The following is a 22193-nucleotide window of genomic DNA, read 5'->3' as shown; positions in this document are numbered from 1 at the left end:
CTCGTTGCCGCCCAGCGGCTGGTTGAAGGTCAACGGCGTTCTCCTTGCACGAGCGCGCGGTAGAGGTCCGGGCGGCGGTCGGCGAGGTAGGTGTAGTCGGGCCGCGAGCGCTCGAGCATCTCCTGCTCGATCCGGGCACCGATCACCTCCTCGCCCCGGCCGGCCCGGGCGAGGTCGGTCCCGTCCGGCCCGACCAGGCAGCTCAGCCCGCAGTAGACGAGGTCGCCCTCGGTGCCGCAGCGATTGGCATAAGCGAGGAAGACTTGGTTCTCGATGGCGCGGGCCGGCACCAGGATCCGGGCCACCACGTCATAGGGCTGCATCAGCGCGGTCGGCACCACGATGAACTCGGCACCCGCCAGGGCCAGCGCGCGCACCGCCTCCGGGAACTCGACATCGTAGCAGATCAGGAGGCCCAGCCGGAAGCCGTCCAGCTCGACGACCGGGCCCGGCCCCTCGCCGGCTTCGAACGCGCCGCGGTCGAGCTCGCCGAACAGATGGCACTTGCGGTAGTTCAGGAGGCGCTGCCCGTCCCGGCCGATCAGGATGGCGCTGTTGTAGATCGAACCATTGTCGGCACGCTCGGGATAGCCGTAGAGCAGGGCCGTGCCGGTGGCCCGAGCGATCATCTGCGCGCGGCGGGCCGAGGGGCCGTCGACCGGCTCGGCCAGGCGCTCGATCGCCGGGCGCCCGATCGCATAGCCAGTGAGGAACATTTCCGGGCAGACCAGCAGCCCGCCTTCCTCATGGGCCGCCAGCTCGGCCAGCCGCTCCAGGTTCTCGGCAGGCGTGCCGGCGCGCAACGGTCCCTGGAACAGCCTCACCCGCATGGTTCTTCCCTCATTGTTGGCCGAGAAACGGCGCGTTCTGGTCGATCTCGATCAGGGTTGGCACGCTGCGGCCGACGCTGGCCGCCAGCAGCCGCTCCAGATGGTCCAGGCTGGTGGCGCGCTCGGCGGCACAGCCGAAGCCGCGGGCGACCGCCACGAAGTCCGGCGTCACCAGGTCCACGCCCAGCTTCGGCACGCCGGTCTCGGCCATGTAGTCGGCGATCTCGCCATAGCCCCGGTTGTTCCAGAGCAGGACCACGATCGGCACGCCCACCTCCACCGCCGAGGCCAGCTCGGGCAGGGTGAACAGGCAGCCGCCATCGCCGATCAGCGCCACGACCGGCCGGTCGGGGGCGGCCAGCCGGGCGCCGATCGCGGCGGGCAGGGCGTAGCCGAGCGTACCGTAGCCGGTGCTGGCGTTGAACCAGGAGCGCGGCCGGCGCGGCTGGTAGAACTGGTTGCCGCCATAGACCGGCTGGGTCTGATCACCCACGATGATTGCATCGGGCAGGGCGCGGTCGACCGCCGCCAGCACAAGGCGATGGCCTGCAATCGCCGGCCACCATTGCGCCTGGACCGCAGCGCGGACTTGTCCCGCGCGCTCGCTGCCGTCCCGGACGATGCCCGGGCTGCGCACCGCATGGAGCAGCGCGTCCAGCGCCAGCCGCGCGTCGGCCAGGATTGCGACGGCGGGCTTCGGCCCGCGCGCCAGTTGCTGGGGGTCGATGTCGATCCGGACCAGGGCACCGTCGAGCTGCAGCTCCTGCGGCTCCGGGTACATTTCGGTCTCGCCGAACTCGGTGCCCACCGCCAGCACCAGGTCGGCCGTGCGCAAGGCGTCGCGCAGGGGCAGGAAAGACAGGTTCTCGCCCAGGTGCAGCGGATGGTCCGGGGGCATGACGCCCTTGGCGTTCACCGAGTTGGTGAAGGGCGCGTTCAGGAGCTCGATCAGGGCGCGTGCCGGCTCGGCCGCGTCCACGGCACCCCCGCCCAGCACCACGGCCGGCCGCTCCGCCTCCCGCAGGAGCTGGGCCGCACGCGCGATGCAGGCAGGGTCCGGGCCGGGCCGGCCCGGCAGTGCCGCCGGCGTCAGGTCGAGATGGCCGGCTGCCATCGCGATCACGTCGGTCGGGATCTCCAGGTGGACCGGACGTGGCCGAGCGCTGCGGAACAGGGCGAAGGCGCGGGCCAGCACCTCGGGCAGCTGGTCGGGCGACAGCAGGGTGTGGCTGAAGGCGGCGACACCCGCGGCCACCGCCTGCTGGGCGGGCAGCTCGTGCAGGGCGCCCTTGCCCATGCCCAGCTGGTCGCGCCGGTTCACGCTGGAGACCACCAGCATCGGCACGCTGTCGCCATAGGCCTGGCCCATGGCCGTCAGAATGTTGGTGACGCCTGGCCCGCTGACCACGAAGCAGGCAGCGGGCCTGCCGGTGACCCGGGCATAGCCGTCCGCCATGAACCCCGCGCCCTGCTCGTGGCGGGGTGTCACGTGGCGCAGCCGCGCGCCGTGCAGGCCGCGATACAGGCCCACGGTGTGCACGCCCGGGATGCCGAACACCAGCTCGACCCCGTAGGCCTCCAGGAGGCGGACCAGGGCTTCTCCGGTGGTGAGGCCAGTATCAGGGCTGGAACCAAGCATCCCGTCACTCCTTCGACCAAGCGCCGAGCAGCCTCGGCAGGTCGCCGAAGCGGGCGATCAGGCCGAAGATCAGCACCGCCAGCAGCACGAACACCACCGCCACCACCGCCATCACCGGCGTGTAGCCGTAGCGCAGGCTGTTGAAGATCTTGATCGGCAGCGTTTCCACGGTGAAGCCCGCGACCATATAGGCCACGATATACTCGTTCAGGCTGAGCACGAAGGCGAAGGCGTAGCCGGAGATCAGGTAGGGCCGGACCAGCGGGAGCACGATCGTGCGGAACACGGTGGGTTCGTCGGCACCCATGGTGGTGGCGGCCTCGATCACCTGCCGGTCGATCGCCGCCAGGCCCAGGCTGATCGTGACGAGCGGCAGGGTGACGAAGAAGATCGCGTGGCTGACGATCGTCGCCAGGATCGAGCCGTGCCAGCCGGCCACCGTCCAGAACACCAGAAAGCCCAGTGCGGTGATCACCGGCGGCAGGGTGAAGGGGGCGATGCCCAGCCCGTAGAGGAGCCGGCCGTAGCCCGTGTGGTAGCGCCAGACGAACCAGGCGAGCGGGAAGGCGATGGCGAGTGCCAGGGCCGCCGAGCTGGTGGCGATGACCAGGCTGTTGGCCAGCGCGTTCAGCCAGTCCTCCGCCATGAACAGCTCGGCATACCAGCGCGGCGAGGGGTCGCGCGGCGGGAAGCGGAGCTGCTGGCCGCCGTTCAGCGACACGCCGGCCACTACCAGGAGCGGCAGGGCCATGAACAGCACCACCAGCCCCATGAACAGGTTGCGCAGCGACCGGTTCATCGCGCCGCCTCCTTCCGCCCGCCCAGCACCATGGTGAGCCCGATGAACGCTAGGCTGAACAGCATCAGGAAGATCGCCATGGCGGCGGCGAACGGCAGGTTGGACTGGAACACGGCCTGGTCGGAGATGTGCACCGACAAGGTCCAGTGCTGCGGCCGGCCCAGCACCTGCGGCAGCAGATAGGCGCCCAGGTTGAACACGAACACCATAATCAGCGCACCCAGGAGAGGTGCGCGCAGCACCGGCACGATCACCAGGAAGAAGGTGCGCAGCGGCGAGGCGCCCAGCGTGCGCGACGCTTCCGGAATCTCCGGGTCGAGGCGGGAGAGCGGCGGGAAGAGGATCAGGACCGTGTAGGGGAAGCCCAGGTAGCACAGGCCCATCAGCAGGGCGCCGAAGCTGGGCGTCCAGGCCTGCGCGCGCGGGATCAGGCCCGCCCAGGCGACGAGGTTGGACAGGCCGGCCGTGCGCGAGAGCAGGGTCGACCAGGCAAAGCCGATGATGACCTCGGAGAGCGAGAGCACCGCCAGCACGAACACCAGGAACGGGATCTGGGCCCGTCGGCGCAGCCGGGTCAGGCAGTAGGTGAACGGGAAGGCCACCGCAATCACGATGACGGCGGCCAGCACCGAGATCCACAAGGAGAACAGCAGGGCCCGGCCGAAGAACGGGTCGAGGAAGCGGGCATAGTTGGCCAGCTCGAAGCCCGGCTCGTAGAAGCCGCCCTCGACCTGGTGGAAGAAGCTCACCGCCAGCATGATGCCGAACGGCACCACGAAGAACAGGAGCAGCATCGCGGCCGGCCAGAGCACCGGCAGGCGCGCGGGCAGGCCCCTTGGCCAGCGGTCGGTCACGACGGCAGCACCACGCAGGCGGCGGGTGGCAGTTCCAGCACCACCCGGTCACCGACCCGCACGTCCGGCCGCTCCCGGGGGCTGGTCACCGCCAGCAGCTCGCGCCGGGCGCAAGCCAGCATGATCTCGACACTGGCACCCAGGTCGCGCACGAAGGTCACTTCGGCCGGCAGGCGGTTCGGCCCCTGCTCGCCCGCCGGATGGACCACGACCTCCTCGGGCCGGATCGAGATCGCCGCCTTGCTGCCCCGGGCGAGGCCATGGGGCCGGGCGCCGGCGACCTGGATGCCGTCGATCGACAGGGTGTCCTGGCCCTCGGCCACGCCCGGCAGGAGGTTGCTGGTGCCGATGAAGTCGGCGACGAAGGCGTTGACCGGGTTGCGGTAGATTTCGAGCGGCGGGCCCACCTGCTGGACCCGCGCATGGTCCATCACCACCACGATGTCGGCCATGGTCAGCGCCTCGCGCTGGTCATGCGTGACCACGATGGTGGAGATGCCCAGGCGCTGCTGCAAAAGCTTCAGCTCGACCTGCATCGCCTCGCGCAGCTTGGCGTCCAGTGCGGACAAGGGCTCGTCCAGGAGGAACAGCTTCGGGTCGAGCGCCAGGGCGCGGGCAATGGCAACGCGCTGGCGCTGCCCGCCCGAGAGCTGCGAGATCGGCCGGTCCGCCACCCCCGGGAGGTGGACCAGCGCCAGGAGCTCCTCGGCCTTCCGGCGCCTGGTGGCCAGATCAGCCCCGCGGATGCGCAGGCCGTAGGCGATGTTCTCGCCGACGCTCAAGTGTGGGAACAGGGCCAGGGATTGGAACACCATGCCCAGGCCCCGCCGGTGTGCCGGCACTGCGGTGATGTCGACGCCGTCCAGCAGGATGCGCCCGGTGGTGGGCGTCTCCAGCCCGGCGATCACCCGCAGGAGCGTGGTCTTGCCGCAGCCGGACGGCCCCAGCAGGCAGATGAAGCGGCCGTCCGGGAAGTCGAGGTCGATGTCCTTCAGCGCCTCGAACATGCCGAAGGTCTTGCCGACATGGTCGATGCGCAGCCCGGACATCACTACCTCGTGGGACAGGAAGAGAAGATGGAAGGGGCGGCTGAGATCAGCCGGCGATCAGCTCGCTCCATTTCTGGCTGACCCACTCGTCCCGTTCGACATAGAGGTCGTAGCGCGGGATGATCGGCGGGATGTCGCTGCCGACCGCGGCGAACTCCTCCGGCGTCAGATCAGTGAGCTCGCGCCTGACGGTCGGCGAGGTCCCGACTTTGCGCGCCAGCTTCGCCTGGATGTCCGGGCGCGACATGTAGTCGATGAAGACATGCGCCTCGTCGATGGCCTTGGAGGTGTTGACCACGCACCAGGAGCCGGAATCCAGCACCCCGCCCTCTTCGGGGAAGGTCGAGCGGACCGGCTTGCCCTGGCTGGCGGCCAGCCCGGTGACGTCATGATAGTACTCGCCCATCGGGATCTCGCCCGATTCCAGCGCCTGCTGGAACTGGCCCTCGTCACGCCACCAGAGCTGCACGTTCGGCACCAGCTCCTTGAGCTTGTCGAGCGCCTGCTGCACGCCCGCCTCGTCGCCCAGCAGGTCGGTGCCGCCGAACCAGGTCTTCGCCGTGATCTCCAGCAGAAAGGAATTGGCGGCCAGCGCCATCAGCCCGATCAGCCCGGCATTCTCCTCATCCCACAGCGCCTTCCAGGAGGTCGGCGGCTCGGGGAACTCCTCGGTGTTGGTGCACAGGGTCACGTACCAGGAGACGGCGCCCACGCCACTGATGGCACCGTCCGGGTAGCGATGCACGAAATGCTCGTGCAGGTTCTTGGTGTTGGGCAGCTTCGCTTCGTCGAGCTTCGCCCAGAGATTGGCGTTCTGGCCCTTCAGCCGGGCGACCTGTGCCATCATCGACACGTCCGCCGGTGCTTGGCCGGCCTGCGCCGCGGTTTGCAGCTGGACCAGCCAGGCCTCGCCGGTCGGTTCCGCGATCGATTCCACCTGGATCCCGGTCTCGCGCGTGAAGTCGGGGTAGATGTGCTCGTCGAAGCTGTCCTTGAAGTAGCCGCCATAGGTGCCGACCTTGAGCGAGCCCGCCGCCCGTGCCGGCCGGGGCCGCAGCCCACCCATGGCGAGCGCGCCGGTGGCCGCAGCAGCGAGCAGGACCTGCCTGCGCCCCGCGGCCGGATGGCTGCTGGTCTTCGACGAGTTCCAGTTCATCGTGACGTCCCCGGTTGCCGACGGGTCGACGGGCTTGCCGAGCCGCCGACGTCTCATTCCCATCATGCTTGCGAGCTTTTCCTGCCTTCGTCAAAGCCTCCGCGACTTGCGAGGTTGCGCCGCCTGGCCGGCAAAAAGCGCCAGGGGCGGGGCAGCCATGCCGCCCCGCCCCTGGGGTGAACCGGTAGATGCAGCCGGGCTCTAGCGGGTGCGGCAGACCAGGTCGAAGGCGCTGCTGAACTCGTTGGCGAGGATCGTCTGGCCCTTCGCGCCGAAATGGCTGGTGTTGTAGTAGAGCGCCGTGGTGGCGGCGCGGGCCGGATCCGCCGTGGTGACGTTGTTCAGCCCGTAGGCCTGCGGGCGGAGCACCACGTCGTTGAAGCGACGGAAGACATTGACGCAGATCATGCCCTTGTGGGTGGCACGCCGCTTGTTCACGAAGTCGTAGGTGAAGGTCAGCCACTCGCGGGTGCGCGGCAGGTACTCCGCCCGACTGTTCGGCTTCCTGCTCCAGTCGTGCACCGCGGCGATCAGCAGGCGGCGCTTGCCGGTGGCAGCACCCGCGGTGAGCAGCCGGTCGACGCCCACGCGGAAGTCGGCCTTCGCCGGAGCGAGCGTCTGCCAGCGAGCCTGGGGGTCGGTGCTGCGGGCGATGTCATTGTATCCCAGATAGACGACGGTGATGTCGTCATCCCCGTAGCGCGGGTTGGCCAGGAACAGATCCAGCTGGGACTTGAACGTGCCGCGCGCAGGGGCTCCGGCATAGGTCATCGCCGTTGCGCCCGAGCGGGCGTAATTAACCATGCTCACGGCGCGGTCGCGGCTCACCAGGATCTCGGCCCAGTTGGGGGTGCTCGGCAAGCCGTTGCTGGTATCGTAGTCCGGGTCCGAGTAACTATCGCCGATCACGACCAGCCGCTTGGTCACCTGGTTGGTGATCGGCGCGGCCCGGACAATGGAGGGCATGGCTAGGGCAGCCAGGCCGCCTGCAACTATCTGGCGACGGCTCAACATGAAGGTCCGGACCTCACGGAAATGAACGACAGTCGGCGGAGGCTACTAGTAGCACACGCAGGCGTTGCATAGCCCCTACTTGCATACAGGATGCACCATGGTGTTCATTCTGCATCACGTCATCGCTAGACGAGCGGATTCGCCACAGGGTCAGCCCTGCAGCAGCTCGTCGACCAGGGCGGTCGCCTCCGGCCCGTCCCACTCGGCGATGCCGAGCAGGCGGCCGACCTCGCGGCCCTCGCGATCGATCACGAGCGTCGCCGGCAGGCCGGGCGCATTGAGCAGGCGGGCAGCCTTGGCGGTCTGGTCATGGCCGACCACGAGTGCCGTGGCCCCGACCTCGTCCATGAACTGGTCAACCTTCTCCCTCGCCGCGCGGTCGACGGCGAGCGCCAGCACCACCACCTCTTCCTTGGGGTACTTGGCCTGCAGCCGGTCGAGCGAGGGCATCTCGGTGCGGCAGGGCGCGCACCAAGTGGCCCAGAGGTTGAGCACCACCACGCGCCCCTCGAGTGCCGCGAGGTCGGTCTCGTTGCCGCTCTCGTCCAGGTACTTTATCTGCGGCAGTGCCGCGGGCTCGGGCAGCCGGCGGAAGTCGAACTTCTCCGCGGCGAGGGTGCCCGTGCCGGCGAGGCTGGCGAGGGCAGTGGTCAGGAGCAGGCGGCGGTTCAAGTCATCACCTCTGGACGAAGCAGCGTGAGCACCGGCAGCGGACGTAGCATGTGGGGCGGCCATTTCCAGGAGGGACCGGCACCCCTCATGGAGGCCATCAATGCCTCGATCCCCTTCGACCGTCGGCTGTGGCGCGAGGACCTGGAAGGCTCGGCCGCACATGCCCGCATGTTGGCCGCTCGCGGCGTGATCGCCAAGAGCGACCTGGATGCGATCCTGGCGGGGCTGGAGCGGATCGCTCGGAAGATCGAGGCCGGCGAGTTCGAGTTCACGACCGCACTGGAAGACATCCATCTGAATGTCGAGGCGCGCCTGACCGAGGACATCGGCGAGCCCGGGCGCCGGCTGCACACCGCCCGCTCGCGCAACGATCAGGTCGCCACCGACTTCAAGCTGTGGACCCGCCGGGCGATGGCGCGCGCGGACGCCCTGCTCAAGGAGCTGCAGCGGGTCCTGCTCGACCTGGCCGACCGCAATGTTGACACGGTGATGCCGGGCTTCACCCATCTGCAGGCCGCCCAGCCGGTGACCTTCGGCCACCACATGATGGCCTATGTCGAGATGCTGGGCCGCGACCGCTCGCGCTTCCTGGAGGCGCTGGCCCGCGCCGGCGACTGCCCGCTGGGCGCCGGTGCGCTCGCCGGCACCTCCTATCCGATCGACCGGGAAGTGACCGCGCGCGAGCTGGGCTTCGCCAGGCCCATGGCCAACTCGATTGATGCCGTGTCCGACCGTGACTTCGCCCTGGACTATCTGTCGGCGGCCGCGATCGGCGCGGTGCATCTCTCGCGGCTGGCCGAGGAGCTGGTGCTGTGGAGCACGCCGCAGTTCGGCTTCGTGCGGATGCCGGAGGCGTTCACCTCCGGCAGCTCGATCATGCCGCAAAAGCGCAATCCAGACGCCGCCGAGCTGGTGCGCGGCAAGTCCGGCCGGGTGCTGGGCCATCTTCAGGCCCTGCTGGTGGTGCTGAAGGGCCTGCCGCTGGCCTATTCCAAGGACATGCAGGAGGACAAGGAAGGCCTGTTCGACGCGGTGGACAGCTACGAGCTGGTGTTGCGCGCCACGGCGGCCATGCTGGAAGGCATCACGCTCTATCCCGAGCGGATGCGTGCCGCCGCGGGCGTGGGCTACACCAACGCCACTGACCTCGCCGACTGGCTGGTGCGGGAAGGGGGCGTGCCCTTCCGTGATGCCCACGGGATCGCCGCGCGCTGCGTGAAGGTCGCCGAGGAGCGCGGCTGCGCCCTGGAGGAGCTGCCGCTGGACGCGCTGCAGGCGGTCGACCCGCGGATCGATCAGCGTATCTTCGCAGTGCTGGGCGTGGAGAACTCGGTGGCGAGCCGGACCAGTGAGGGCGGCACGGCACCGTTACGGGTGCGCGAGGCGATCGTTGCTGCCCGGGTCCGCTTCCTGTGAGCCAATACCTGCCTGATCGGGTCCTGCCGATGCGTGTCCTGCTGCTGCTCGCGGCCCTTGCCCTGCCCCTGGCCCTTGGCGCCTGCGGCAAGAAGGGTGCCCTGGAGATCCCGCCGGAGCCCAGCCCGGGGGAAGCGCCCGGCCAGGCTGGATCACCGAGCCGGACTCAGCCGGGTGCCGGCGGATGACCGGCAGCTTCACCCGGCGCGACGGCGTGCTGTTCGTCGAGGACGTGGCGCTGCCGGCCATCGCCGAGACGGCCGGCACGCCCGTCTATGTCAATTCCGCAGGCGGGATGCGCCGCCAGGCCCGCACGCTGCTGGACGCGTTCGCCGGCCATGACGTGCGCATCTGCTATGCGGTGAAGGCCAACCACCATCTGGCGGTGCTCAGGCTGTTCGCCGGCATGGGTCTGGGCATGGACACGGTCTCGGGCGGCGAGATCGCCCGGGCGCTCAAGGCTGGCTGCCCGCCCGAGCGGATCGTGTTCGCCGGGGTCGCCAAGGACACGGACGAGATGCGGCTCGGCCTGGCCCAGGGCATCTTCCAGTTCAACGTCGAATCGATCGAGGAGCTGCGCCGGCTGGACCAGGTGGCCCGTGCCATGGGGCGCCGGGCACCCGTGGCGCTCAGGGTCAACCCCGACGTGGCCGCAGGCGGCCACGACAAGATCTCCACCGGCAAGAAGGGCGACAAGTTCGGCGTGCCGGTGGAGGACGCGCCGGCGATCCTGGCCGAGGCCGCGACCATGGCCGGGATCAAGCCGGTGGGCCTCCATTGCCATATCGGCTCGCAGATCACTGAGCTGGTCCCGTTCGAGGCCGCCTATCGCCGGGTGCTGGAGGCGTTCAGGGCGATCCGGGATACCGGCCTGGAGCTGAGCCGGGTCGATGTCGGCGGCGGGTTCGGCGTGCGCTACCAGGAGCCACCGAGCTTCACGATTGCCGACTATGCCCGGATGGTGCTTCGGCTGACCGCCGGCCTGGGCGCCACCGTGGTGCTAGAGCCCGGGCGGTTCCTGGTCGCCGAGCAGGCGGTGCTGGTGGCGCGCGCGATCTACCTGAAAGAGACGGCCGCCCATCGCTTCCTGGTGCTGGACGCCGGCATGAACACGCTGATCCGCCCGGCCATGTACGGCGCCTGGCATGACATCGTGCCGGTGGTCGCCAAGGACGGCCCGCTGGTGCCGACCGAGGTGGTGGGCCCGATCTGCGAGAGCAGCGACTTCTTCGCACGGGGCCGGCCGCTGCCGCGCCTGGTGGAAGGGGAACTGGTCGCGATCATGCAGGCCGGCGCCTATGGAAGCGTGATGGCATCGGACTACAATTCTCGGCCAGGACCGGCCGAAGTCATGGTAGACGGAGATCGCTTCACCGTGATCACCCCGCGTCGCGCGGTGGAAAGGCAGTACGAGGACGAGACGATCCCGCTCTGGCTGGAGTGAGCCGGAAAGCGGGCAGACAGGCAGCCAGCCCTGGAAGGAGCGGCCATTGAACGGGTCGAAGCATGCGGCGGACCTGCCGCGCCGACTGAGCCGGATCATTCATGCGGCCCGTCTGTTCGTGGACCTGGAACGGCTGTGGACGGCGGCCCGCTGGCCGCTGCTGGTCCTGTGCCTGTTCCTGATCCTGGCGCTGTTCGGCCTCCTGGCGAAGCTGCCGGCCATCCTGCACGCGCTGGTGCTGCTCCTGTTCGCGGCGGGCTTCCTCTACGTGGGCTACCGTTCGCTGCGCGGGTTCCGGCCGGCCCGGCGGGGCGACGCGCTGCGCCGGCTGGAGGCCGACAGCGGCTTCAGCCATGCGCCGCTGCGCGGGCTGGAGGACCGGCTGGCCGCGGGCGGCGACGACCCCTTCACCCAGGCGCTGTGGGCCCGGCACAAGGCGCGGCTGGCCGAGCTGGCGGGACGCACCAGGCTGGCGCCGCCGCGCTCGGAGCTGCCTCGCCTGGATCCCTGGGCGATCCGGGTAGGGGTGCTCCTGGTGCTGGTGCTGGCCCTGGTCGATGCCGAGGGCCGGTTCGGCCAGCGCCTGCAGGAGGCGGTGATCCCTGGCCTCGCGGCGCGTACGCCCACCGAGGCCATGGCCGCGACCTTGTGGGTGGAGCCGCCCGCCTACACCAGGCTGCCGCCGCAGATGGTGGCCGCCGGCGGCCAGCGCCGCACCCTGGTGCCGGCCGGCTCGCAGGCCCTACTCCAGGTCCATCACCTGCCCGAGGGGGCGCCGGCACCGCAGGTCCGTTTCGAGGACCAGGAGCTCACCGCGACGCGGCTGGGCGAGGCCAGCGCCGAGGCGCGGCTGGAGGTCGTCCATGACGGCGACCTCGTGGTGCGGGACGAGGCGCAGGCGGAGATCGCCCGCTTCCTGCTCGCCGCCCAGCCGGACCGGGTTCCGACCATCCGGAGCGAGGACGAGCCGCGCACCACGCTGCGCAACGCGCTGGAACTCGCTTGGAGCGGCGCCGACGACTATGGCCTGGTGTCGGTGGCGCTGGAGATCGAGCCCACTTCCGGCGACCGGCCGCCGGAGCGGATCGCGCTGAAGTCGCTGCCGGACCAGCCGCGCGAGGCCAAGGGCCGCTCCTATCTGGACACCACCCCGCACCCGCTCGCCGGGGCGGAGGTGCGCATGGTGCTGGTCGCCGTGGACGCGGCCGGCCAGGAAGGCCGCTCGGAGCCGATCATCCTGAAGCTGCCCGAGCGGACCTTCGAGCATCCGGTGGCCCGCGCTATCATCGAGCAGCGCAAGGACCTGGCCGAGACGCCGCAGGAGCGGGAATCGGTGGCCGACATCCTGGACCAGCTCGCCGGCAGCCAGATGATGGAGGAGCTGCCGAGCTCAGTGCCGCTGTCGCTCAGCAGTGCGGCGGAGCGGCTGCGCCGGGGCGAGCTGTCCGATCAGGAGCTGAACTCGGTACTGGAGCAGCTCTGGGAGACCGCCCTGTTCGTGGAGGAAGGGCGGATGGCCACGGCCGAGGCGGACATGCGCCGCCTCCAGGAGGAGCTGGAGCGGGCTTTGGCCGAGGGCCGCGACGATGCCGAGATCGAGCGGCTGATGGACGAGCTCCAGGCGGCGATGGACCGCTATCTGGACGAGCTGACCCGCGAGGCCTTGGCCGAGGCGATGCGCGATCCGGAGGCGCTGGAGCGGGCGCTGCGCGAGCAGCAGCAGATGCCGCCGGGTGAGCCCAACCCGAACATGGTCGACCGGCAGGACCTCCAGTCGATGCTCGACCGGGCGCGCGAGATGCTGAAAAGCGGCTCGCGTGAGGCGGCCGAGCAGCTGCTCTCCCAGCTGCGCGAGATGATGGAGAACCTCCAGGCCCAGCTGCCCATGCCGCAGGGCGAGCCCAGCCCGGGCGAGCAGGCCCTGTCCGACCTGCAGGAGGCGATCCGCCGCCAGCAGATGCTGCAGGACGAGGCGTTCCGGATGGACCGGCAGATGAACCAGATGCCGCAGCAGCCGGGCCAGCAGGGCCAGCAGGGGCAACAAGGCCAGCAGGGCCAGCAGGGCGAGCAGCAGATGACGCCCGAGCAGCTCGCCCAGCTCCAGGAGATACTCCGGCGGCAGCTCGGTCAGATCATGGAGGGACTGGCCGAGCAGGGTATGGAGATCCCGGACGAGCTCGGCCAGGCGGAACTGCAGATGCGCGGTGCGGAAGGGCAGCTCCAGCAGGGCAGCCCGGGTGCCGCCACCGATCCGCAGGGCCAGGCGATGGCGCTGATGCAGGAGGCGGGCCGCGGCATCATGGACCAGATGCGCCAGCAGATGGGCGAGGGGCAGGGCCAGGGCCAGCCGGGCGGTAGCCAGCCGGGCCAGCCCGGCCGCAACCAGGCCGGCATGCAGCGTGACCCGTTCGGCCGCCAGCCCGAAGGGATGGGCGGGGTCGACACGGAGAGCACCTCGGTGCCCGACGAGGCGGCGCTCGGCCGGGCCAGGGCGGTGCTGGAGGAGCTCTACCGCCGCTCCGGCGACCCGAACCGGCCACGGATGGAGCTCGACTATTACGACCGGCTGCTCGAGCGGTTCTGAACCCCGCGCCCGGCCCTCGCCCAACCAGGACGAGCGGCCGCCGGGCACTGCGGTCGATACACTGGTGCTCCACTATACCGGGATGCGCAGTGTCGGCTTGGCGCTCGACCGGCTGCGCGATCCGGCCGCCAAGGTGAGCGCGCACTGGCTGGTGGACGAGGACGGGACGATCCTAGCGCTGGTGCCGGAAAGCCGCAGGGCCTGGCATGCCGGGATCAGTGCCTGGGCCGACCGGTCCGGCCTGAACGGCAGCTCGATCGGGGTGGAGATCGTCAATCCCGGCCACGAATGGGGCTACCGACCCTTTCCCGAGGCGCAGATCCTGGCGGTGATCCGGCTGTGCCGGGGGATCCTGCGCCGCTGGCCGATCCCGCCGGCCCGGGTCCTGGCCCATTCCGACATCGCGCCCGACCGCAAGACCGACCCGGGTGAGCTGTTCCCGTGGCCGCGGCTGGCCGCGGCGGGGATCGGGCGCTGGCCGGCAGCGGGCGGGGAGCCGGTCGCCGACCCGCGCGCCAGCCTGCGTGCGATCGGCTATCCGGTGGACCAGGAGGGTGTCGGCCTGGAACTGGCCCTGGCTGCATTCCAACGCCGCTACCGGCCGGGCCGGGTGGACGGGTTGGCCGATCCGGAGACCTGCCGCCTGCTGGGCGCGGTTGAGAGGCTTCAGTTCGGGGACGCATCGTGGTAGAGGCCGTGCCCGCGTCAGGCGGCCGGGCGGCCGCGCTCCTTGCCAGCGATGGCGGGGGGCGAGGAAAGTCCGGGCTCCACGGAAGCACGGTGCCGGGTAACGCCCGGCGGGGGCGACCCCAGGGAAAGTGCCACAGAGACCGAACAGCCCGCCTGGGCCATCCTTGGCCTGCGGGTCATGGTGAAAAGGTGCGGTAAGAGCGCACCGCGCCGCCGGCGACGGTGGCGGCAGGGCAAACCCCACCGGGAGCAAGACCAAATAGGGACGACAGCAGGCTTCGCGCCTGCAGGCCTGCTTCCGGGCTGGTCGTCCGGGTCGGTCGCGCGAGGCGGCGCGTGAGCGCCGTCCCAGAGGAATGGTCGCCTCCCGCCCGTGCGGCGGGAACAGAACCCGGCTTACAGGCCGCCTGACGTATTTTCACCGTTTGGTAGAAAACTAAGCGCTGGCCGACGGGTCGATGCACCATGGATTATCCATGCCACAACTGGAGATTTCCGCAGGGTTATCCACAACCAGCAGGGCTGGCGGAGCCGTGTTTTTCCACAGGTTGTGGTACGATATCCACAAGCAGGGTGGTGTTTGCGGCTTGACCATCCCGGGAGCCGCGCCCATAACAAGCGCGATGCCACGCCCATAGGTTGAGCCGTCGGCGCGGGCGCCACATGCCCTATTGCCGCCCGTCGGGCGGCTGGCATGAATGGCGACAAGGCTATCCAAGAATAATTAAATAGACGCGCGCCGTCTGGGCGACTTCGTCATTGGCTGCTTTTGCCTGCTTTTGGAAGTTCCCTAGTATCGGTTCGCGCAAGGCCGCGGGAAAATGGTGACAACCGAAGAACTTCCTGGGAAAACCTAAGAAAACCGTTGGTCGCCTGTGCGCTGCGTGTTAACCCCCAGGCGATAGTCGTGCAGCCTTCGCTCGAGGACGTTGCGGCCCGTGGTCCCGACCGACGCTACCCCCACCGATGCCGATCGGCAGACCGCCCAGGGTCACGCGCCGGTGATGCTGGCCGAGGTGCTGCGGGCGCTCGAGCCTGGCGAGGGGCAGGTCGTGGTGGATGCCACCTTCGGCGGCGGCGGATACAGTCGGGCGATTCTGGCGCGCGGGGTGGCGCGGCTGGTGGCGCTCGACCGCGACCCCGATGCCATCGCCCGCGGCCAGCGTGATCTGGCAGGCGAGCCGCGCCTGACCCTGGTCCACGCGCGGTTCGGTGAGCTCGAGCGGGTGCTGGCGGACCTGGACATCCCCGCGATCGATGCGGTCGTGTTCGACCTGGGTGTCTCCTCCTTCCAGCTCGACCAGCCCGAGCGCGGCTTCTCCTTCCGCCACGACGCCCCCTTGGACATGCGCATGTCCAAGGACGGGCCCACGGCCGCCGAGCTGTTGGCCAGCCTCAGCGAGATCGAGCTCGCGCGGATGCTGTGGAACCACGGCGACGAGCGTGACGCACGCCGGATCGCGCGCGCCGTGGTGGCCGAGCGCCAGAAGGCGCCGATCGATACCACGCGCCGGCTGGCCGAGCTGGTGGCCCGGGTCAAGGGGCAGGGGCGCGAGGGCATCGATCCGGCGACCCGGACCTTCCAGGCCCTGCGCATCGTGGTGAACGACGAGCTGGGTGAACTGCGCGCCGCACTCGACGCGGCGGAGCGGGTGCTGCGCCCGGGTGCCCGGCTAGTCGCCGTGTCCTTCCATTCGGGCGAGGATTCGATCGTCAAGGATTTCGTGAACGAGCGTGGGGGGCGGGTCCGGCGCGCGTACCGCCACCTGCCGCCGCTGGCCGAGGTGGCGCCACGCTGGGCTTGGCTGGTGGACCGGCCGCAGCGCCCCGGACTGGCAGAAACCGAAGGCAACCCCCGGGCCCGCTCGGCGCGCCTGCGCGCGGCCGTGCGTCTCGGGGAAGGATACGAACACCGGCCGCCGGAGCAGGGCGAGCCGGGGATGAGAGGGGACGGGCGATGACCGGGCGGAACTTGGTGTTTCTCGTGCTTCTCCTGCTGGGCACGGCCTGGTCCACCTTCCACCTGAAATATGCGGTAGTGCGGCTGGAGCGGCATGCGCACGGCCTGGAGCGCGAGATCGCGCGCACGGTGGACGAGATTCGCACGCTGGAGACCGACTTGGCGCTGCGCACCCATCCGGACCGGATCGTCGCGGTGGCACCCAAGCTCGACATGGTGCCGGTGACCGTGCGGCAGCTCGTCAGCGCCAGCACCCTGCCCGATCATGCGCGGGTCGCCTATGCCGACCGGATGCTCGCGGTCCTGCTGCCGTCCGGGGCGGAAGTGCCGGCCCGGCTCAAGCCCCTGGCCCTGGGCGGGCTGCCGCGATGAGGGAGAAGGTGCCGCTCGATTCGGTAGCGCTCGGCCGAAGGCGGATCGGGGTCGTGGTCGCGACCTTCGGGCTCCTGTTCGCGACGCTGGCCTTCCGCCTGGTGGACATCACCCAGTTCGCGGCCAAGGAGGAGCGCGCCGCCGCCCTGGTGCTGCCCAAGGACGGCATCAGCCGCCGCGACGTCGTCGACCGGCGCGGCGTTCCGGTCGCGACCGATGTGATCGTCTCAGGCGTGGGTGCGGACCCGCGCGAGGTTCCCAAGGACCCGGAGGTCTATCGCAGCCTCGGCGCCGTGCTGGAGCGCGATCCGCGCATCATCGCCCGCCTGCTGGACACCGACCGGCATTTCATCTGGCTGGAGCGGCGGATCTCGCCCAGGCAGCAGGCCGACCTGCTACGCCTGGGCATTCCCGGCATCGAGTTCCGCGACCAACCGCGGCGGGTCTATCCGCAGGCCAATCTGGTGGCGCACCTGATCGGCCAGACCGGGATCGATAATAACGGGCTGAGCGGTCTGGAGCTGGTGTTCGACAAGACCATCCGCACCGAGGCTGGGATGCGCGACCGCGAGCCGTTCGCGCTGTCCATCGACCTGCGCGTCCAGCAGGCCCTGCGCGAGGAGCTGGCCAGCGCCATCCGCACCTACGAGGCGGCCGCCGGCAACGCCATGATCATGGACGTGCATACCGGTGAGCTGCTGGCTATGGTCAGCCTGCCCGACTTCGACGCGAACCACCCGGTCTCGCCCGACGACGTGCGCCGCTTCAACCGCAACACGGAGGGCGTCTACGAGGTAGGCTCGTTGTTCAAGAGCCTGACGCTGGCCACCCTGCTCGATGCCGGCGTGGTGCGGATGGATGATATGTGGGACGTCCGCGAGCGGCTGAAGATCGGCCGCCGCTCGATCGGCGACGCTCACATGCTCAAGCGCTGGGCGTCCACTACCGACGTGTTCATCAACAGCTCCAACATCGGCACGGCGCGCATGGCGCTGGCCGGGGGGCGCGAGCTGCAGCACCATTATCTGGAGAAGCTCGGGCTCCTGGAGAAGGCCCAGCTGGAGCTGCCGGGGGTGAGCAGCCCGCTTGTGCCGAAGCGCTGGCCAGACATCACCGTGGCGGTAGTCTCCTATGGCCACACCCTGGCGGTTACGCCGCTCAGCTTCCTGAACGCCTTCGCCGCTGTCGTGAACGGCGGGATTCTGCGCCCGGCCACGCTGCTGCGGCGCGATCCCGAGCAGCCAGTGCCGGGCGAGCGCGTGATCTCGCAGGCAGCCTCGGACCAGATCCGCGAGCTGCTCTGGCTGAACGTCGTAGGCGGCGGCGGTACCAAGGCCCGAGTGCCCGGCATGATGGTGGGCGGCAAGACCGGAACTGCCGACAAGCCGGTCAACGGCAGGTATGTGAAGGGCGTGGTGATCTCCAGCTTCGTCGCGGCCTTCCCGATGAACGCGCCGCGCTACGCCGTCCTGGTGATGCTGGACAACCCGACCGCCAACGAAGCTACGATGGGCTTCCGCTACGCCAGCTGGAATGCGGCCCCGGCGACCGGCAAGATCATCAGCCGGGTGGCTCCGCTTCTGGGCGTGCCGCTGGTCCCGCAGGAGGTCGAGGACGGCTTCCTGGCCAAGGCGCCGCCGGAGATCCAGCAGGAGGAAATGAAGCGACGGGGCAGGGAGGCGCAGCTTGCGGCTTTCGCGCCTCATTGAGGGGCTGGACCTGACGGTCCTGCCGGCACCCGATGCAACGGATCCGGAGATCCGCGACCTGGCAGTCGATTCGCGCGAGGTGCGGCCCGGCTCGCTGTTCGGGGCCCTGCCCGGCACGCGCGTGGACGGCAGCACCTTCGTCGATCAGGCGATCGCGGCGGGCGCCGTTGCCGTGCTCGGCGGCCCCCCCCTGGCGGGGCGCACCCTCGATGTGTCGGTGCTGGCAGCCCCCGACCCCGCCGCGGCACTGGCCAGGCTCGCCGCGCGTTTCTTCGGCCGGCAGCCCGCCATCGTCGCAGCGGTCACCGGCACCAACGGCAAGACTTCGGTCGCGAGCTTCACCCGCCAGCTCTGGGCGCTGTCCGGCCACAAGTCCGCCTCGATCGGCACGCTCGGCGTGCAGTCCACGACGGGCGACCTGCCGGGCAACCTCACCACGCCGGACGTCCTGACCCTGCAGCGCCTGGCCGCCGAGCTGGCCGGGTCGGGGGTGGAGCGGCTGGTGATCGAGGCCTCCAGCCACGGCCTGGAGCAGCGCCGCGTCGATGGGCTGCGCATTACGGCCGCCGCCTTCACCAATCTCACCCGCGACCATCTCGACCATCACGGCGACATGGCCGCCTATCTGGCCGCCAAGCGCCGCCTGTTCGCCGAGGTGCTGGCGCCGGACGGTATCGCGGTGCTGAACGCGGACATGCCGGAGTTCCCGGCGCTGGCGGCGGTCTGCGCGCAACGCGGCATCCGGGTGATCGACTATGGCCACAGTGCCCGCGTGCTGCGCCTGGTCGAGCAGCGGCCGGAGCCGGGCGGCCAGGGCCTGGTGCTGGCGCTGTCCGGCCAGGAGTTCCGGGTCGCGAGCTCGCTGGTGGGTGGGTTCCAGGCGGAGAACCTCCTGGCGGCTGTAGGGCTGTGGCAGGCGACCGGCGGCGATCCCATCGACGCGGTCCGGCTGATCCCGCAGGTCGTGGGCGCGCCCGGCCGCATGCAACTGGTAGGTGCCACGCCTGGCGGTGCCGCCGTCTATGTCGACTACGCGCATACGCCCGACGCGCTAGAAAAGGCGCTGGCCGCGGCAAGGCCGCACGTCCAAGGCCGCCTCTTCGTGGTGTTCGGCTGCGGGGGCGACCGCGACCCGGGCAAGCGGCCCCTGATGGGCCGGGTGGCCGCGGAGCGGGCGGACGTGGCGATCGTGACCGACGACAACCCGCGGGGCGAGGACCCGGCCGCGATCCGAGCCGCGGCGCTGAAGGGCATGCCAGCCGGTGCGCGCGAGATCGGCGACCGGGCGCTGGCGATCCGCACAGCGGTGAGCGAGCTGCGCCCGGGCGACCTGCTGCTGATCGCCGGCAAGGGCCATGAGCGCGGCCAGACGATACGCGGCGTAACCCATCCGTTCGACGATGCCGAGGTCGCCCGGGCGGCACTCGCGGAGCTGGCCCCGGCATGAGTGCGCTCTGGACCTCCGAGGAAGCGGCGCTGGCCACGGGCGGCACGCCCGCCGGGCCCAGCTGGCAGGCGAGCGGCGTGGCGATCGACACTCGTGAACTCCAGCCGGGCGACCTGTTCGTGGCGCTCGAGGGCGAGCATCGCGACGGCCATGCCTTCGTGGGCGACGCGTTGGCCGCCGGTGCCGCCGCCGCCATGGTCGCCAGCAGGGATGCGCTGCCGCCCGGAGCGCCCGGCCTGGTCGTGGCCAATACGCTCTTGGGCCTGGAGGGGCTAGGCCGTGTCCGGCGTGCCGCGACCGGTGCACGGGTCGTCGCGATCACCGGCAGTGCGGGCAAGACCACCGCCAAGGCGGCGCTCGCCACGCTGCTCGCCGGGTTCGGCCCGGTCCATGCCAGCGCCAAGAGCCACAACAACCATTGGGGCGTGCCGCTGAGCCTGGCCCGAATGCCGCAGGACACGGCGTTCGGCGTGTTCGAGCTGGGCATGAACCATCCGGGCGAGATCCGGGCCCTGGCAGCCCAGGTCCGGCCCCATGTGGCACTGGTGACCACGGTGGCCCCGGCCCATCTCGGCCATTTCCCCGGCGAGGAGGCGATCGCCCGCGCCAAGGCCGAGATCATGGAGGCGATCGATCCGGGCGGCACGGTGGTGCTGCCCGCTGACAATCGCTGGGCGGACCTCCTCCTCCAGGCAGCCCGGGGCTCAGGGGCCGGGACCATCCTCACCTTCGGCCGCTCCGCCGGTGCCGACCTGCAGCTCCTGGCCGAGGCAGGCGACGCGGACGGCAGCCGGGTCGAGGCCCGGTTCCAGGGGCGGACGCACCGCTGGCGGCTCGACCTGCCCGGTACCCACCAAGTCGAGAACAGCCTGGGCTGGCTCGCCGTGGCCATGGCCCTGGGTCTCGACCCCGAGGCAGTGGCCGGCCGGATGGCGCTGGTCCGCCCGGTCGAGGGAAGGGGCGTGCGCCGGGCGCTCCGTCTGCCCGGCGGTGCCACCGTCCTGCTGCTGGACGAGAGCTACAACGCCAACCCGGCCTCGATGCGGGCAGCCCTGGACGTGCTGGCACGCCAGCACGGCCGCAAGGTCGCGGTGCTGGGTGACATGCTGGAACTGGGCGCTCACGCAGAGTCGCTCCATGCCGGGCTGGCCCCCGATCTGGCGGCGGCCGGCGTCGAGGCTGCCTATCTCTGCGGCCAGGCCATGGCGAGTCTCGCCGGGCGGCTGGCCTGCTCCATCGCGGTCCATCACGCACCCACCAGCGCCGAGCTCCTGCCGCTGCTCCAACGCGAGCTGCAGGATGGCGACGTGGTGCTGGTCAAGGGTTCACTAGGAAGTCGGATGCGCGTGATCGTCGACGGGCTCGCGGCAGGGGGACAGGGCTGATGCTCTACCACCTGCTGGTCCCCCTTTCGGAGACGGTGAACGTCCTCAACGTGTTCCGCTACATCACGTTTCGCGCCGGCGGGGCGGTGATGACGGCACTCCTGCTCAGCTTCTGGCTGGGACCCAAGGTGATCCGCTGGCTGAAGAGCAAGCAGCCGGGCGGCCAGCCGATCCGCCTGGACGGCCCGGAAAGCCATCTGCTCACCAAGAAGGGCACGCCCACCATGGGCGGCGTGCTGATCCTGCTGGCGCTCAGCCTGTCCACCCTGCTCTGGGCCGACCTGTCCAACGACTATACCTGGTGCGTCCTGTTCGTGACGCTGGGCTACGGGCTGATCGGCTTCAGCGACGACTACCTCAAGCTCACCAAGCGCAACAGCAAGGGCCTGTCCGGGCGGATGAAGCTCCTGGCCCAGGCGCTGATCGGGCTGATCGTGGCCCTCTATCTCGTGCTGGTCGTGAATGGGCCGGGGGCCACCGCGCTGGCGCTGCCCTTCTTCAAGGACGCCTTCATCCCGTTGGGCTTCCTGTTCCCCCTGTTCGCCACCCTGGTGATGATGGGCAGCTCCAACGCGGTGAACCTGACCGATGGGCTGGACGGGCTGGCGATCGTGCCGGTGATGATCGCCGCCGGCTGCTTTGGCATGATCGCCTATCTCGGCGGCAACGTGATCTTCGCCAACTATCTGGGCATCCCCCATGTCCCGGGGGCCGGCGAGATCACCGTGTTTCTGGCGGCGCTGGTCGGCGCGTCCATGGGCTTCCTCTGGTTCAACGCCCCGCCGGCCATGGTGTTCATGGGCGACACCGGCTCGCTCTCCGCAGGCGGCGCGCTCGGCGTGACCGCGGTGATCGTGAAGCACGAACTGGTGCTGATGGTGATCGGCGGCCTGTTCGTGCTGGAGGCGGTGTCAGTGATCGTGCAGGTTGCCAGTTTCAAGATGACGGGGCGGCGGGTGTTCCGGATGGCGCCGCTGCACCACCACTTCGAGAAGCTGGGCTGGCAGGAATCGACGATCGTGATCCGCTTCTGGATCATCGCCTCGATCCTGGCCCTGGTAGGCCTCTCCACCCTCAAGCTGAGGTGAGCCGAGATGGGCTGGATGGAACGGATCGCGGGAGCTGACGTGGGCGTGCTGGGCCTGGGGCGCAGCGGCTTGGCCGCCGTCCGGG

At 70.1% G+C, this 22193-nt stretch carries 19 protein-coding genes and 1 other RNA gene; 12 read left to right on the top strand and 8 right to left on the bottom strand.

Going from position 1 to position 22193, the window contains the following annotated elements:
- Positions 1-29: 29 nt before the first annotated feature.
- The 8 genes from EQG76_RS03660 to EQG76_RS03625 form a co-directional block, all read right to left on the bottom strand.
- Positions 30-830, bottom strand: coding sequence for a carbon-nitrogen hydrolase family protein (locus tag EQG76_RS03660; RefSeq protein WP_159710702.1), 801 nt, complete (start codon positions 828-830; stop codon positions 30-32).
- A 10-nt stretch (positions 831-840) separates the two neighbouring features.
- Positions 841-2469: a 5-guanidino-2-oxopentanoate decarboxylase gene (locus EQG76_RS03655; RefSeq protein WP_159710700.1), complete on the bottom strand. Its 1629-nt coding sequence runs from the start codon at positions 2467-2469 to the stop codon at positions 841-843.
- A 4-nt stretch (positions 2470-2473) separates the two neighbouring features.
- Positions 2474-3268 carry an ABC transporter permease gene (locus EQG76_RS03650; protein ID WP_159710698.1) on the bottom strand — a complete coding sequence of 265 codons (795 nt, stop codon included), beginning with the start codon at positions 3266-3268 and terminating at the stop codon, positions 2474-2476.
- A complete protein-coding gene (locus EQG76_RS03645) occupies positions 3265-4062 on the bottom strand; it encodes an ABC transporter permease (RefSeq protein ID WP_159710711.1) in 798 nt (265 codons plus the stop codon). Before EQG76_RS03645 ends, EQG76_RS03650 begins: the two co-directional genes overlap by 4 nt.
- A gap of 56 nt (positions 4063-4118) precedes the next feature.
- Positions 4119-5171, bottom strand: coding sequence for an ABC transporter ATP-binding protein (locus tag EQG76_RS03640; protein ID WP_159710696.1), 1053 nt, complete (start codon positions 5169-5171; stop codon positions 4119-4121).
- Positions 5172-5217: 46 nt separating this feature from the next.
- On the bottom strand, positions 5218-6327 hold the full coding sequence (locus tag EQG76_RS03635; RefSeq protein WP_159710710.1) for an ABC transporter substrate-binding protein: 1110 nt from the start codon (positions 6325-6327) through the stop codon (positions 5218-5220).
- A 201-nt stretch (positions 6328-6528) separates the two neighbouring features.
- Positions 6529-7293, bottom strand: coding sequence for an SGNH/GDSL hydrolase family protein (locus EQG76_RS03630; RefSeq protein WP_159710694.1), 765 nt, complete (start codon positions 7291-7293; stop codon positions 6529-6531).
- A gap of 198 nt (positions 7294-7491) precedes the next feature.
- Positions 7492-8013, bottom strand: a complete 522-nt coding sequence (locus EQG76_RS03625) for a TlpA family protein disulfide reductase (RefSeq protein ID WP_159710692.1) — start codon at positions 8011-8013, stop codon at positions 7492-7494.
- A gap of 48 nt (positions 8014-8061) precedes the next feature.
- Between EQG76_RS03625 and argH the strand changes: the two genes are divergently transcribed.
- The 12 genes from argH to mraY all read left to right on the top strand — a co-directional run bounded on the left by argH (position 8062) and on the right by mraY (position 22108).
- On the top strand, positions 8062-9429 hold the full coding sequence (argH, locus tag EQG76_RS03620; RefSeq protein ID WP_159710709.1) for an argininosuccinate lyase: 1368 nt from the start codon (positions 8062-8064) through the stop codon (positions 9427-9429).
- A gap of 29 nt (positions 9430-9458) precedes the next feature.
- Positions 9459-9617 (top strand): LPS translocon maturation chaperone LptM, encoded by a 159-nt coding sequence (lptM, locus tag EQG76_RS03615; RefSeq protein ID WP_159710690.1) that lies wholly within the window; start codon positions 9459-9461, stop codon positions 9615-9617.
- Complete coding sequence (gene lysA, locus EQG76_RS03610; protein WP_159710688.1) at positions 9614-10873, top strand: diaminopimelate decarboxylase; 1260 nt, start codon at positions 9614-9616, stop codon at positions 10871-10873. The genes lptM and lysA overlap by 4 nt, the downstream gene beginning before the upstream one ends.
- A gap of 46 nt (positions 10874-10919) precedes the next feature.
- Complete coding sequence (locus tag EQG76_RS03605; RefSeq protein WP_159710686.1) at positions 10920-13457, top strand: TIGR02302 family protein; 2538 nt, start codon at positions 10920-10922, stop codon at positions 13455-13457.
- A complete protein-coding gene (locus EQG76_RS03600) occupies positions 13429-14148 on the top strand; it encodes an N-acetylmuramoyl-L-alanine amidase (protein WP_159710708.1) in 720 nt (239 codons plus the stop codon). Before EQG76_RS03605 ends, EQG76_RS03600 begins: the two co-directional genes overlap by 29 nt.
- A 14-nt stretch (positions 14149-14162) precedes the next feature.
- Positions 14163-14562: RNase P RNA component class A (gene rnpB, locus EQG76_RS03595), an RNA gene on the top strand.
- Positions 14563-15085: 523 nt separating this feature from the next.
- Entirely contained in the window at positions 15086-16108 is a 1023-nt protein-coding gene (gene rsmH, locus EQG76_RS03590) for a 16S rRNA (cytosine(1402)-N(4))-methyltransferase RsmH (RefSeq protein WP_235031192.1), read from the top strand.
- A complete protein-coding gene (ftsL, locus tag EQG76_RS03585) occupies positions 16105-16479 on the top strand; it encodes a cell division protein FtsL (protein WP_159710684.1) in 375 nt (124 codons plus the stop codon). The genes rsmH and ftsL overlap by 4 nt, the downstream gene beginning before the upstream one ends.
- On the top strand, positions 16476-18188 hold the full coding sequence (locus tag EQG76_RS03580; protein ID WP_159710682.1) for a peptidoglycan D,D-transpeptidase FtsI family protein: 1713 nt from the start codon (positions 16476-16478) through the stop codon (positions 18186-18188). The genes ftsL and EQG76_RS03580 overlap by 4 nt, the downstream gene beginning before the upstream one ends.
- Positions 18166-19635, top strand: a complete 1470-nt coding sequence (locus EQG76_RS03575) for a UDP-N-acetylmuramoyl-L-alanyl-D-glutamate--2,6-diaminopimelate ligase (RefSeq protein ID WP_235031191.1) — start codon at positions 18166-18168, stop codon at positions 19633-19635. The genes EQG76_RS03580 and EQG76_RS03575 overlap by 23 nt, the downstream gene beginning before the upstream one ends.
- A complete protein-coding gene (locus EQG76_RS03570; protein ID WP_159710680.1) occupies positions 19632-21020 on the top strand; it encodes a UDP-N-acetylmuramoyl-tripeptide--D-alanyl-D-alanine ligase in 1389 nt (462 codons plus the stop codon). The genes EQG76_RS03575 and EQG76_RS03570 overlap by 4 nt, the downstream gene beginning before the upstream one ends.
- Positions 21020-22108 (top strand): phospho-N-acetylmuramoyl-pentapeptide-transferase, encoded by a 1089-nt coding sequence (gene mraY / locus EQG76_RS03565; RefSeq protein WP_159710678.1) that lies wholly within the window; start codon positions 21020-21022, stop codon positions 22106-22108. Before EQG76_RS03570 ends, mraY begins: the two co-directional genes overlap by 1 nt.
- Positions 22109-22193 lie beyond the last annotated feature (85 nt).

It is taken from the genome of Geminicoccus flavidas (assembly GCF_009806515.1).
GTDB classification, from domain to species: domain Bacteria; phylum Pseudomonadota; class Alphaproteobacteria; order Geminicoccales; family Geminicoccaceae; genus Geminicoccus; species Geminicoccus flavidus.
This window is presented reverse-complemented; position numbering and strand designations above follow the sequence as displayed.